This is a genomic window from Brucella gallinifaecis, assembly GCF_006476605.1.
Taxonomy (GTDB): domain Bacteria; phylum Pseudomonadota; class Alphaproteobacteria; order Rhizobiales; family Rhizobiaceae; genus Brucella; species Brucella gallinifaecis.
The window spans coordinates 103,136-115,856 of record NZ_ML636808.1 but is presented as its reverse complement, the minus strand read 5'-3'; the positions used below and the strand labels follow the sequence as shown (position 1 = coordinate 115,856).

Sequence of the window (12,721 nt, the reverse complement as noted above, 5' to 3'; positions counted from 1 at the left end):
TGTTCACGGATTAGTACTTGGCCTGCCCGGCTCTGGACGGAGTTGCATAGGGTAAGCCAAGTAAGGATGATTAGCTCTTTCGGCTTTAGCTTTGAGAGATGATGCGACGCGAATCAAGATCGACAACAATTGCCAGATACAGCCAGCCTTCTGCTGTCCAGATATAACTGATATCGAAACCCATTTCTGTTTGGGTTCTTCACAACTGAAATTCTGATCCAGAAGATTGGGCACGATAGGTTCACAATGATTACTGTCTGTCGTGCGCTTGAAATGCGCCTTCTGCCGGGCCTTCAAATATTTTCTTGCCGCTCAATCGCACTGCGCGGTGACGACCTGCCCGAATGCCTTCTTCGTTCAGTTCAACATGCATACGAGGACTACCATAGGTTTCACGCGACAATGTAAATTTGGGGCAAACTGATTGCGAATGGGGGCCAGAATAATCATTCCATCAAGCTGGCGGCGGCTAGGTTAACGATGCTTGCAACTATTATAACCACTGATGCTGACACCTGCGAAAGCACAGAGCCGTGACAGAGACATATGAACCTTCTCCGCATCAACTCGAGCGAAGAAAGCCGTTGCGTTACGCAGGAAAAACGATTCACTGGATCGTTTTTGCGTCCTGCTTAAATTCTAGGTCTTCTGTCAGTTCCTTCTAACAGAATCCCTCCATTTTTGAAGGGGAAGTCCAATCTCGATGCCAATCAAAAATAGTATTGAATGGCATTATCTCTGGCGAAATTATCGTCTCATGATTCCGATAAAGAACGGCCACAAATGTAACCCCATGTCAGGCACGGACCAATTGTCGTTCCCGGTCCTATAGCCCGTGTGCCAATCGGATTAGCCATCGTTAAGCCAGCACAATATAAACCAGATATAGGCGTGCCATTTTCACGCAAAACCTGTCCCTTCTCATTCGTCTTGGCCCCACCTTTGGTTCCAAGGATCGAACGATTGAAACTCATTGCAACGAAAGGCCCCTTCTCAATGCCTCCCAGTGCAGGATTGCCTGCGGTGGCGTCTTCCGCCCCGGATTTATAGCGCTCCCAAGCATTATCACCGCGCTGAAACTCCTCGTCTTTTCCGTTCCTGGAATAACGATTAAATGCCTGAACTGTTTCTTTCAAGCTTGTCTGATCTATACCTATCTTTGCTGCGAGATCATCCAGGCTGGCAGCAGTCTTGATCCAGCCGGGTTGTTTGGAGGCGAAACGGCGAAACGGTGCAGATGCCTGTATGAAGCGAGTGTCAGCTATAAGCCAAGCCGGCAGGTTGATTGCCTCTCCCGTTTCAGGATCCCGATAGTCAAGAATCTCGCCAAGATTGAAATCATATTCGCTGGCGAAACGTTTTCCATGACGATTAACAACTATTGCATGGGGTGAAATCTGAAACGTAATCGGCAAGCCCTGAAGTTTTCCTTCATAGATCGTCGGAATAGTTGGATAGACATTAGCCTGATCCATATGTTCAAGGCGAGCACCAGCTTTCAATGCAAGCTTGTGACCGTCGCCTGTGTTGGTGCTTGGGCTGCCAAGACGATCCATCGCACCAGGAAAATACTGGCGGAGCATTGCTTCGTCCCATTCAAATCCGCCTGTTGCCAGAACAACCCCTTTACGCGTCTGCAAAGCGTCATGTTTTCCATCATGCTGGAAAACAACACCCGCAACGCGGTCATCTTTTTCAATAATAAGATCAGTGACAGGACTGGACGCCAAAACTTCACAGCCTGCATCCAGACAACCTTTAAGGAGGCCTGTTATAAGGGCTGATCCTTGCCCTGCTTCATTGTTAAAATAACGGCGGATAAGTGTTGGTCCCAAACGCAGTGCCGAGCGCACCGGAGCGCCATAAAAATCACTGTCGACGGCCTCTTTATAAGAAAACAAATGCGGCATTGTTGAACGACGGATACGATTAGCCCATTTTCCGACAATGTTTCGGCTCAATGCCCGTGGTGACAGCATTCGGCCATATTGTACACCACCGGGAGCTTCCGTAAATGGATCGGGTTCGGCGATAATCTCAAAGCGCAATGGTGAATTAGCCTCAAGAAATTTCAGCATTTCAGGCGCTGCATCGACAAATGCCTGCCACAGATGATCATCGGTCTGCCCCCACCCTTCGGGAGCTGTCGCACGCAAATAGGCCAGAGCATTTTCTTTGCTGTCCTTGATACCGGCAGCAGTTGCATGATGATTGGCTGGTATCCAGGTTCCTGCCCCTGACATCGCACTGGTTCCGCCAATCAGCGCACTCTTTTCCAATATCACAACTTGCAGTCCAGACCGGGCTGACGTCAAAGCAGCACTTAAAGCGGCGGAACCGGAGCCAACAACTATCACGTCAACGGTTCTGCTTGCAGCGGCATTATTGGTCAGATCAGTCATGATATGCTTTCAACCTGTGAAAAGGGCTTAGGGTCAGCGCAATTCTCAGACATTGTCTGACAAGTGCTTGTCCAAACTTTTGAACAAATGATGCGCGGACGTACGGATATCGTCCTCAATCGCCTGCTCCAATGCATCGACGTCACGCGAGCGCAATGCATCGATAATTACACGATGCTTGCTATGCGAAGTATTCAAATTTGCGAAAGCAGGATAGGCGAGATTGAGATAAGCACCTGAACGCAGCCAGACCGTTTCAATCATCTTCAGCAACATCGGCATTTGCGTCAGTCTGTAAATTGCGAAGTGAAAATTCGCATTCTCCTCCAGACCGCGCTTCATGTCGTCAGTCTCAGAGGCTTTTACAATGCGCATATTGAAGTGCTCAATCTCCTTAAGAGACGCATCATCCAGTAACGGCACAACTATTCGGGCAGCTGTACGCTCAAGCGAAACACGCAACTCGGTAATTTCAAGCAGACTCTCGCGGGTCAATGCTGGAACAATCGCAGTCTTGTTGGAATCCTCTATCAAAGCACCTTCCGCAATCAGCGTCATCAGTGCTTCACGCGCAGGTGTCGGACTGACACCCAACGCATGAGCGATATCTCTTATCTTGATCCTTGAACCTGGTTCGAATGTCCCTTCGATCAATGCTTTTCGCAAAGACACCTTCACCCGGTCAGAAAGAGTTTCATTCCGTTCAATTGTTTCCAACATATAGTCGGTCATCTAGAATGCGCCCCACGCAAGCCCTGTAGTTCCAATGTCTGAAGAACAACTTCATTGAGGCTGTTCCACGGTATGTAAAGGTCGAGCCAGGCAGCTACCCGACCGGTGTACAGGACAAGTTCATCCAAAATTTCAGCCTGATATTCAGGTTCATCCCGCAAAAGCTGGCAAGCATTCTCAAGAATGGCGCCACAACCAACCATGCCACAGAACCCATCGATTCGCGCTACGAAAGCATCAATCAGGAAAATTGCCAGATCGGATTTCTGTTCGCCAGCATAATAAGTTGTGCCACTACGCAAACGCCACAGCAATTCATGGAGCTTACGCAATTCACCTTCAGCCATGGCAAGCGGTCCATAAGGCAGCATCATACCGGACCGATTTAACAAAACTGCTACATCTTCAGGTTCTTTTTCCCAAACATCCTGGCGTGCTGCACGAAGAATGGAAAGCCCCTCGGATACGGCTGCATCTTCAGCTGTTGCCAAAGCTTTTGCTTCTTCCGTCGGAATTAGCTCAGCCCGGATGATTTGTTTGCCATGGTCTTCGACCACACGCCGTCCCATCTCACGTAGCCACTCAATATCACCTGTCAGGCGGCCAAGTACAGAAACCTGAGCTTTTTCAGCCTGTAAATCACCATAAATCAGCTCAAGAAACTGTCGCTCTGGCCAATATAGAAATGTCCCGGCCGGCAAGGTCAGAATATCAGTCGCTTTTTCAACATCTGCAAGAAAAGGCGCGTGCCAGAAAATATGCTGCCCGGCAATCTTTGCGCAATGAATATCAACACTCGACGGCATGGAAGCCAGCAGCTTGCCTATCGCCAGGGGTGAGTGTTCAGTAGCCAGCTCAATCTCATGATCCTGACCCTCGAACCGGAAATATATGGATGTCATCCTTGTCCCCTTTATTTCTTAATCTTCTGAAGTCTTGCGCGACCAAAAAAGCGATCCGCCCAAAACCTGATCGGTCGGCAATATTTCCATCTGGCTGACATCAACATTCACCGGCAAAGATATAAGATGCGCAACAGTTGTTGCTATATCTTCTGGTTGAAGACATTCATAACCATCATAAAAATCGCCCTTGGCGAGTTGCTGATGCATGCCTGTCCTCACTCTGCCCGGCAATATTTCGGTTACGCGCACACCGCTACCATGCAGATCATTGCGTAATCCGGCAGAAAGTGCGCTCACCGCAGCTTTGCTGGCACTATAGAGTGTCGGTCCATTGCCGGGTATTTTACCGGCTACAGAACCAAGCAAAATGACATAGCCACCTTGTTTTTCCACCATAGCGGGCACAAGTGCGCGAAGAAGATTAATAGTGCCAATGACATTAACATTGAGAATTTCTGCCGCAGTTTCCGGCGTCATCTCGTATAATTTGTCCGCAGCACCAAGCACACCTGCGGCATGAACAAACACATCCGCGACCGTTTCGCCCAGAACAGCCGAAACGCTAGCCGCATCCGTAATATCAAGTGCGCGTGTATCGACCCCGTCAACTGTTTCCAGCTCTTTCAACCGGACAGGATTGGTGCCAAGCGCCAGGACATCATAACCATCCTCTGCCAACCGCAAGGCAATGGCTCGACCTATTCCACTTGTAGCACCACTGATTACCGCTCTTGGCCTGGCCATACCTGTCTAAGCCTTTCCTAAAGCCACGGATCGGGCGGCGGCGGCGGCAACGGCGTCTGCAACCAGATTGACAAGCTCTGACTGGCCCATGAATATTTCAAGAGCCGCAGCCGTTGTGCCGTTCGGACTTGTTACCTGCTGGCGTAAAGTCGTTGGGGTATCTTTGCTTTCATGCGCCAGACGTGCAGCCCCATAAACTGTCTGCAAAGCCAATTCCGCGGCAAACTCTTCAGGCAGGCCGGCCTTCTTGCCAGCCAGCGACAAGGCTTCAATGAAGTGAAACAGATATGCCGGCCCGGATCCGGAAACCGCTGTGACTGCATCCATCTGGCTTTCATCAGAGATGAAAGCCACTTTACCACTCAATTGTAACAGGCTGACGCTCAGATCGCACTGTTTGGCAGTTACAGCATGATTGGCACAGCACACCATCATTCCCGCCCCGATGGCAGCGGGAGTGTTTGGCATGCAGCGAATAACAGCTGCATCTTCACCAAGCAGGTTTGTAATCGCAGAGATACTTATTCCCGCAGCAACCGAAATAAATAATGTGCGCTCGCCTTTTTCTAAAGCCCTGCTTGCGAGAAAACGATAGTCGGGCAGAACAGCCTCGATCACCTGTGGTTTTACCGCAATGATAACAGCTTGCGGATTAAAACCATCAGGAACACCGTGCGCGTCCATTGAAACAGATGCACCCAGCTCTGCCGCCCTGTTACGAAGCTCTGCAACGGGCTCAACGACATGTGCCTCAACCGCCATATCGCTTGAGAGCCAGCCCTTAAGCATCGCAAATCCCATATTGCCACAGCCAATGAGTAAAATGCGCGTAGTCATGATGCAGTTCTCACGATTTCATCAATAATATTTGCCACCTGTTCAGCCGCCTCAAATTGAGGCATGTGACCAATATTGGGGAGCAGATGCAGACCTGCCTTACCGGGTCCACCCAGCGCATGTTTCCATGGAATAATCTGATCCTGGTGACCCCAGATAATTCTTTGCGGGATTGTGAGGCGTGTAAGTACATCCGAAAAATCGGACGCTTGCGTACCATCAGGGAACAGTCTTTGAGCCAAATCAGCCTGAGCATTGCGCAGATCAACATTCTCACGCTGCTGCATGGTGGCAGCAACAAAAGCCGGGCTGATAAGGGCTTTGTCGGCAACAAGTTGCCGCAGCCAGGGTTCGAGGCTTTCCTTGCGTGAGGCGCGAGCGAAACCATCAATAAATGCTCCATTGATGTCAGCGCCCAGACCTGCCGGCGAAATGAGAGTAAGGGAACGAATATCAATGCTGCCAGCCTCAGCGATAGCCAGTGCGGTAGCGCCACCAAGAGAATGGCCGACCAGATGCACCTGTTCCAGACCGGCATTTTCAAGCGCCGTTACGATAACTCCTGCAAGTTGCCTGACATCATTGACCGGCAATAATGGCGAACGGCCATGAGAAGGCAAGTCAATGCTGAGCGTCGTATTACGCGAACGCAAAGCTCCCAATACGGAACGCCATGACAGCGAGTCTGAACCAAAACCATGCAGAAACACGATCGGTATTCCCTCGCCAGCCCTGCGCTGGATATGGAGACCATTTGCAGACTGGATAAGCGGCTTTAATTCAGATGCAGCGCTCTGGCTGGTGACAGTTGCTGCGGCGTCTGCCTGTTTCAGCAGCTTTTCAATGTCGCGAACCTTGATACGACCACTTGGACTTGAGGCATTGACAGTCTTGAGATCAATGCCTTTTTCTGCTGCCAAACGTCGGGCCAGCGGAGACGCGATAATCCGGTCGCGATACTTCAGGATGGGCTTTTCCACGACCTCGACAGGCTGCGTTGAGATAGCAGCGGGCGTTTTCGTCTGCGCGGCAGTAACAGGCTTGTCATCGCTTGAACCAATAATGCCAAGCAAACCACCAATTTCGATTTCCGTACCAATTTCAGCGCGAATTTCGGTCAGAATACCGGAAGCTGGCGCTTCGATTTCTGTGGCGGCCTTTGCTGTTTCAACAATAACAACAACATCACCGGCTTTGACGGCATCCCCGACCTTAGCCAGCCATTCCACGACCACGACGGCTTCCATATATTCGCCGCCAGCGCCCGTTACGACAATATCAGTCATGACCGCCTCCTTCAGGCAAGAGCCTTGCGTGCCGCATCGGCAATCTTGGCTGCATTTGGCAGAACAGACATTTCCAGCGGCTCACTGTATGGAACAGGTAAGTCCGGCAGCGTGACGCGTTGCACCGGCGCATCAAGATCATCAAAAGCATGATCCATGATTGTTGCTGAAATTTCAGCGGCATAGCCACAGAAACGCCATCCTTCATTCACGACCACAGCATGATTGGTCTTGGCAATCGATGCCTTGATCGAATTAAGGTCCAGCGGGCGCAATGTGCGCAGATCAATGACTTCAGCCTTGATACCATCTGCAGCAAGCAATTCTGCTGCTTTCTGGCTTTCCAGCACCATGCGTGAAGTGGCAAAAATGGACACATCAGTGCCTTCAACAACGGTACGCGCCTTGCCAATCTCGACGACAAAATCAACATCATCCGGCACTTCGTCACGCAGATTATAAAGGAGCTTGTGCTCAAGAAACACGACCGGCTGCTGATCACGGATTGCTGCTTTCAGCAGTCCTTTTGCATCTGCAGGCGTGACCGGTGCCACCACTTTAATACCTGGAATATGTGCAACGAGCACATCAAGACTCTTGGAGTGCTGCGCACCAGCTCCGGCACCGCCACCACCTTGTGTACGCAGCACAAATGGCATTTGCACCTGATCAGCCCAGATATACTCGTAGATAGATGCCTGATTGATCAGGGCATCAAGTACGAGTGGCATGAAATCAGCATACATGATTTCAAGTACAGGACGTGTTCCAGTCATTGCAGCAGTGACGGCCATAGCCGCCAGAGCCTGCTCGGAGATGGGAGTGTCGCGCACGCGCGATTCACCAAACTCTTCCATCAGCCCGCGGGTGACTTTGAAAACGCCACCATAACGGGCAATATCTTCACCGAACAGAAAGACGCTAGGGTCGCGTTGCATTTCTTCACGCAATGCTGCATTCAGTGCTTCTGCGTAACGTAACTTAGCCATTAACGTGCCTCCGAATAGGCCGCACTGGCCGGATGCAATTCAAATGTTGGATATGGATCAGAAAGCGCTTTTTCAACGGCCGCTTCAACTTCAGCCGTAGCTTCTTTATCGATTGCAATGAGCTTGTCTTCGCCCACTTCGCCCTTAAGCGCATCAAAACTGATCTTGATAGGATCATGCTTTTTCCATGCCTTGATGTCTTCATCGGACTGATAGCCACCCATGTCGGATGTCGAAAAACCTTCGATACGATAGGTTTTTGCTTCAATCAGTGTTGGGCCTTCACCACGGCGCGCCCGATCAACGGCTTTCGACACAGCACGATAGACCGCAACCGCATCGTTTCCATCAACGATCTCACTGGGAATAGCATATCCTGCGCCGCGAAGACTAAGATCAGAGACTGCTGACTGAACCGAATGATGCACGGTCAGGCCGAATTGATTGTGCTCAAGCACAAAAACAACTGGCAATTTCCACAGGGAAGCCATGTTCATCGATTCATGCGCAATACCTGTATGCGAAGCGCCATCACCAAAGAAACACATCGCCACATCCTTGCGGCCCTGAACCTGCATGGACAGCGCCATACCGGTCGCAGCAGGAATACTGGCACCGACAATAGCATTACCACCAATCATGCCGCGCGAGACGTCCGCGACAAGCATATGTCCGGCACGGCCCTTACAGTAACCGGTTTCACGGCCAAGGATTTCCGCAAGGATTTTATAAACATCAAGACCTTTGCCGACATAATGCGCGTGACCACGATGTGTACTGGTAATAAAATCATTGTCGGTAAGCATAGCAGTTGCTGCAACACCAACCGCTTCCTGACCGTCACAACGATGAATAGGGCCGCGTGTCTTACCGGCCTTATTAAGATCACCCAGACGCTCTTCAAGCCTGCGGGTGATAATCATACGCCGGTATATTTCCAGCTGTTCGTCTATGGATGGTCCGTTTTTCATATCAACTCTACCAAGTAATTTTTGAATTTTTTCGATGCGCAGCGCTGGTTTTCAATCACGCTTGTCCAGTCGATCCTGCAATCGGTGCCAGGGATGAATGAACCGGGCCACTTGCACACCAACCCCGTGACCGGCCACGGTCTTGAGACCACTGACCGGCATTGGCATCGCACTGTCGCTAAGACGGCCTGTGAGAATCTGTGCCGCATTGCGACCCCAGACTGTGCTCATCGCAATTCCGCGCCCGGAATATATGCCAGCAAAAATTACACCCGGTGCAAGTTCCATCAGGCGGGGAACCTTGTCGGGCACAACAGCAATAACGCCTTCCCAATATTCTGCCGCAGGCACATTCGGAACCTGTGGCAGCAAAGCGGTAAGCCGGCGCATCACCTTGCTCTTTCCCCGCTCGGCTGCGTTAAACCACACTGTATGAGAACCGACCATTGCCAAAGCGCCGGTTGAATCGTAACGGAAAGCACGAATATCGCGGCTTGTGTCGGAAACGCCTTCACGGCCCGGCAGCACCTTCTTCTGTAAATCTGCAGAGAATGGAGCAGTGGCAATCTGATAGACCCGCACAGGGATCATTGCCTTATGAAGTGAAGGCCAGAAATGGCCGGCAACCGCATTTGCAGCGACAAGCACTTTCGCTGTGCGGACACGACCTGTATCCGTTTTTACAATCCAGCCATTCCCCTCTTTTTCGATTGCCTTAACCATCGATTGGGTATGGATAGTCGCGCCTTCCTGCGCCGCAGCCCGCGCCAGCCCCTGTGTCAAAGCATATGGGTTGAGATAACCGGCATCAAAGGCTTTCCAGCCACCGAGAAAATCACCACCGCCAACTTTTTCGGCAATCGACGCGCGATCCAGCCATTCAACCTTGCAGCCGAGCGCTTTCCATTCCTTATGAAAAATCTCTGCCCGTTTCAGCGCTTCAAGCGAATGACATGCCTGCATCCAGCCCTGGCTGACCAAATCGCACTTGATCTTGTATCTGGAGATCAGGTCAAACAGTCTGAGCGGTGCTGTCGCCACCATTTCATTGTATAGATCCCCGCGCTTTTTACCGAGCAACTCTACAAATTCGCTTGGGCTCTTTTTGGAATGGTGTGGGATCACCTGCCCATTATTGCGCCCTGAAGCAGCCTGACCAATATCGGCCCCTTCAAGTACGATAACGCGTGCGCCTGATATCGCCAGTTCAATCGCAGCATTAAGCCCGGTAAAACCCGCTCCGATAACAACCACATCGGCTACTGTCTCTCCATAGAGCGGGACTGCTTTGAACTCTTGCTCTTTGGATATCTTGCGCCAGTGATGCATTTGATCTTGTGTCATCTTCAATGCTCTACCTGTCCATGTGCGCCCAGATAAAGAGCGGCAAGTGAGGGATCTTCGGCAATCCGTTTTGCTCCGCCTTCAAGGCGACAGCGGCCCGATTCAAAGAGATAGGCATAGTCACCTATCTCCAGTGCAAGACGCACATTCTGCTCGACCAGCAAAATGGCAATACCGCGGTTTGCCAGATCGACAATGATGCGGAAAATCTGGGCTATCAGTTTTGGTGCTAGCCCAAGTGACGGCTCATCAAGCATCACCAGATCAGGCTCCGCCATCAGGCAGCGGCCAATAGCGAGCATCTGTTGCTGGCCGCCAGAGAGACGCTGTGAAGAGGTTTGAGCCCGCTCGCGAAGGATCGGAAACAGCGTGTAAACATCTTCACGCTTTTCCTCGAACGTCTGTTTACGGTCAATATTGGAGGCGATCAGGTTTTCCTCTACCGTCAGACGGGTGAGAATGCGGCGCCCTTCAGGACAATGGGACAGTCCGAGATGTGGAATGCGTGCAACATTCATACGGGTAATATCGGTGCCAGCGAACTGAACACGCCCCTCACGAACATTGGTCAGCCCTGAAATCGTGTTGAGCAGCGTCGTTTTACCAGCACCGTTGGGACCAACGACGACAACGATTTCCCCGGCACGGACTTCCAGATCAATGTTGTTGAGGATCTGCGTTGGCCCGTAGCCCGAGGTTAGCTTTTCGATCCTGAGCAAGGGCTCTGATTTCGTCGAGTTCATCGGTTGTTCCTAAATAAGCTTCCTGCACGATTTCGCTTGCCTGCACCTGTGCAGGCGTTCCGGCGAACAAAAGACTTCCGAAATTGAGGACATAGATCCAGTCGCAAAGTGACATTACAAGATCCATGTCATGCTCAACGACGATGATGGAGCGATGCGGCTTGAGAAACGATCGCAAACGCGCTGTTAGATCAGCTGTCTCCAGATGATTAAGGCCTGCCGCCGGCTCATCCAGCAAAAGCACGGAAGGATCGCGGACAAGTGCTCTGGCTATTTCCAGAATACGCTGACGGCCATAGGGCAGCAGATTGGCCTGTGTATCTGCATATTGTTCAATGCCGCACAATTCCAGAATTGCGTAACAAAGATCACGACGTTCACTATTTCTCTTCTTGCCGAAACCGGGAACGAAAACTTCCTTCCAGACGGAACCACGATCGGCAGGATAAAAACACACTTCCAGATTTTCAATCGCAGTCAGATGATCAAACAAACGGACATTCTGGTAAGTACGCGCAATGCCTGCCACGCTGATCTTGTGCTTTGGCAGAGACTGAACAGAAGTTCCGTTCAGCACAATTTCGCCGCTGGTGGGTGGAAATGATCCCGACATCAAATTGATCAATGTCGATTTTCCTGCACCATTAGGGCCAATAATGCCATAAATTTTGCCCGGCTCGAACGTCATTGAGACATCATTTGTCGCGACGAGTGCCTGAAATCGTTTAACGAGATTCTTCAATTCCAGCATTATTTCCACACCAATTTAGAAATTAGCCGTACGGGCGTCAGAGATTGCGGGACAATCCCGCGTGGACGCAACACGATAACGCCAACCAGCAACAAGCCGAAAAGAAGCATGCGATATTCCGCATATTCACGAAGAAGTTCTGGCATAACCACAAGAACAATAGCCCCGACAACAACGCCGACAATATTGCCTATACCGCCTATGACAATCACAAGAACGACGAGAATGGATTCATTCAGGGTGAAGCTTTCAGGGCTTACAAAACGCTGAAACGCCGCAAAGATCACACCGCACAGAGAACCAATGACAGCACTGGTTGCAAATGCAATCAGTTTGACACGGGTTTTATCAATTCCAACTCCGACAGCGGCATCCTGATCCTCCCGAATGGCAAACCAGGCTTTGCCGAGTATTGAACGCTCAAGGCGATACACGACGATGCCGGTAATAATCGCCATTCCAAGCAGCAGAAAATAGAACTGCATTGGCGAACTGATCTGATAGCCAAACAGCGACAATCGATCGATACCTGTGATGCCACGCGGGCCGTTTGTCAGCCAGTCGATATTGTTGAGAAGAATGCGGATGATCTCACCGAAACCAAGCGTGACGATTGCAAGATAATCGCCGCGTAGCCTCAAAACAGGGATGCCAAGCAATATTCCGGTAAACCCGCCTGCGACCGCTGCTACTGCAAGAACAGCAAAGAACGGTAAGTGGATGTCAAAGTAATTGCTGGAAAGCAAGGCATAGCAATAAGCACCGACCGCATAAAATGCGACAAAGCCCAGATCAAGCAGACCGACATAGCCAATGACAATATTAAGCCCCATGCCCAAAATGATGTAAAGCAACACCAGATCCGCAATACGCAGATAATAATTTGGCAATGTTGGGATATAGGCCAATAGCCCCAAAGCGACGGCAATGCATAACAGGCCTAGATAGTTCAGACGCTTTTTGGGGGCCGAGTTACCGATCCTGCTGCGTTCAAGCGTGTTTTCTTGTGCGCTCATG

General features: G+C 50.7%; 12 protein-coding genes and 1 pseudogene. All 13 read right to left on the bottom strand.

The window, feature by feature from the left end:
- Window positions 1–97: 97 nt before the first annotated feature.
- Window positions 98–576 (bottom strand): annotated as a pseudogene (locus FHY56_RS13360) (IS3 family transposase); the annotation flags it as partial.
- 179 nt (window positions 577–755) lie between these two features.
- Window positions 756–2,402 (bottom strand): FAD-dependent oxidoreductase, encoded by a 1,647-nt coding sequence (locus FHY56_RS13355; RefSeq protein ID WP_140905695.1) that lies wholly within the window; start codon window positions 2,400–2,402, stop codon window positions 756–758.
- Window positions 2,403–2,447: 45 nt separating this feature from the next.
- Window positions 2,448–3,134: a GntR family transcriptional regulator gene (locus FHY56_RS13350; RefSeq protein WP_140905694.1), complete on the bottom strand. Its 687-nt coding sequence runs from the start codon at window positions 3,132–3,134 to the stop codon at window positions 2,448–2,450.
- On the bottom strand, window positions 3,131–4,036 hold the full coding sequence (locus FHY56_RS13345; protein WP_140905693.1) for a hypothetical protein: 906 nt from the start codon (window positions 4,034–4,036) through the stop codon (window positions 3,131–3,133). Before FHY56_RS13345 ends, FHY56_RS13350 begins: the two co-directional genes overlap by 4 nt.
- A gap of 18 nt (window positions 4,037–4,054) precedes the next feature.
- Window positions 4,055–4,783: an SDR family oxidoreductase gene (locus FHY56_RS13340; RefSeq protein WP_140905692.1), complete on the bottom strand. Its 729-nt coding sequence runs from the start codon at window positions 4,781–4,783 to the stop codon at window positions 4,055–4,057.
- A 6-nt stretch (window positions 4,784–4,789) separates the two neighbouring features.
- Window positions 4,790–5,620: a pyrroline-5-carboxylate reductase gene (proC, locus tag FHY56_RS13335; protein WP_140905691.1), complete on the bottom strand. Its 831-nt coding sequence runs from the start codon at window positions 5,618–5,620 to the stop codon at window positions 4,790–4,792.
- Window positions 5,617–6,906, bottom strand: coding sequence for an acetoin dehydrogenase dihydrolipoyllysine-residue acetyltransferase subunit (locus tag FHY56_RS13330; protein WP_140905690.1), 1,290 nt, complete (start codon window positions 6,904–6,906; stop codon window positions 5,617–5,619). The genes proC and FHY56_RS13330 overlap by 4 nt, the downstream gene beginning before the upstream one ends.
- A gap of 11 nt (window positions 6,907–6,917) precedes the next feature.
- The gene (locus tag FHY56_RS13325) at window positions 6,918–7,895 is read right to left on the bottom strand and encodes an alpha-ketoacid dehydrogenase subunit beta (protein WP_140905689.1); all 978 of its coding nucleotides are present in this window, start codon (window positions 7,893–7,895) and stop codon (window positions 6,918–6,920) included.
- The gene (locus tag FHY56_RS13320) at window positions 7,895–8,866 is read right to left on the bottom strand and encodes a thiamine pyrophosphate-dependent dehydrogenase E1 component subunit alpha (protein WP_140905688.1); all 972 of its coding nucleotides are present in this window, start codon (window positions 8,864–8,866) and stop codon (window positions 7,895–7,897) included. The genes FHY56_RS13325 and FHY56_RS13320 overlap by 1 nt, the downstream gene beginning before the upstream one ends.
- A 51-nt stretch (window positions 8,867–8,917) precedes the next feature.
- A complete protein-coding gene (locus FHY56_RS13315) occupies window positions 8,918–10,210 on the bottom strand; it encodes an NAD(P)/FAD-dependent oxidoreductase (RefSeq protein WP_140905687.1) in 1,293 nt (430 codons plus the stop codon).
- A gap of 2 nt (window positions 10,211–10,212) precedes the next feature.
- A complete protein-coding gene (locus FHY56_RS13310) occupies window positions 10,213–10,953 on the bottom strand; it encodes an ABC transporter ATP-binding protein (protein WP_140905686.1) in 741 nt (246 codons plus the stop codon).
- Window positions 10,868–11,704, bottom strand: coding sequence for an ABC transporter ATP-binding protein (locus FHY56_RS13305; RefSeq protein WP_140905685.1), 837 nt, complete (start codon window positions 11,702–11,704; stop codon window positions 10,868–10,870). The genes FHY56_RS13310 and FHY56_RS13305 overlap by 86 nt, the downstream gene beginning before the upstream one ends.
- Window positions 11,704–12,720, bottom strand: a complete 1,017-nt coding sequence (locus tag FHY56_RS13300) for a branched-chain amino acid ABC transporter permease (protein WP_140905684.1) — start codon at window positions 12,718–12,720, stop codon at window positions 11,704–11,706. The genes FHY56_RS13305 and FHY56_RS13300 overlap by 1 nt, the downstream gene beginning before the upstream one ends.
- Between the last annotated feature and the right edge of the window lies 1 nt (window position 12,721).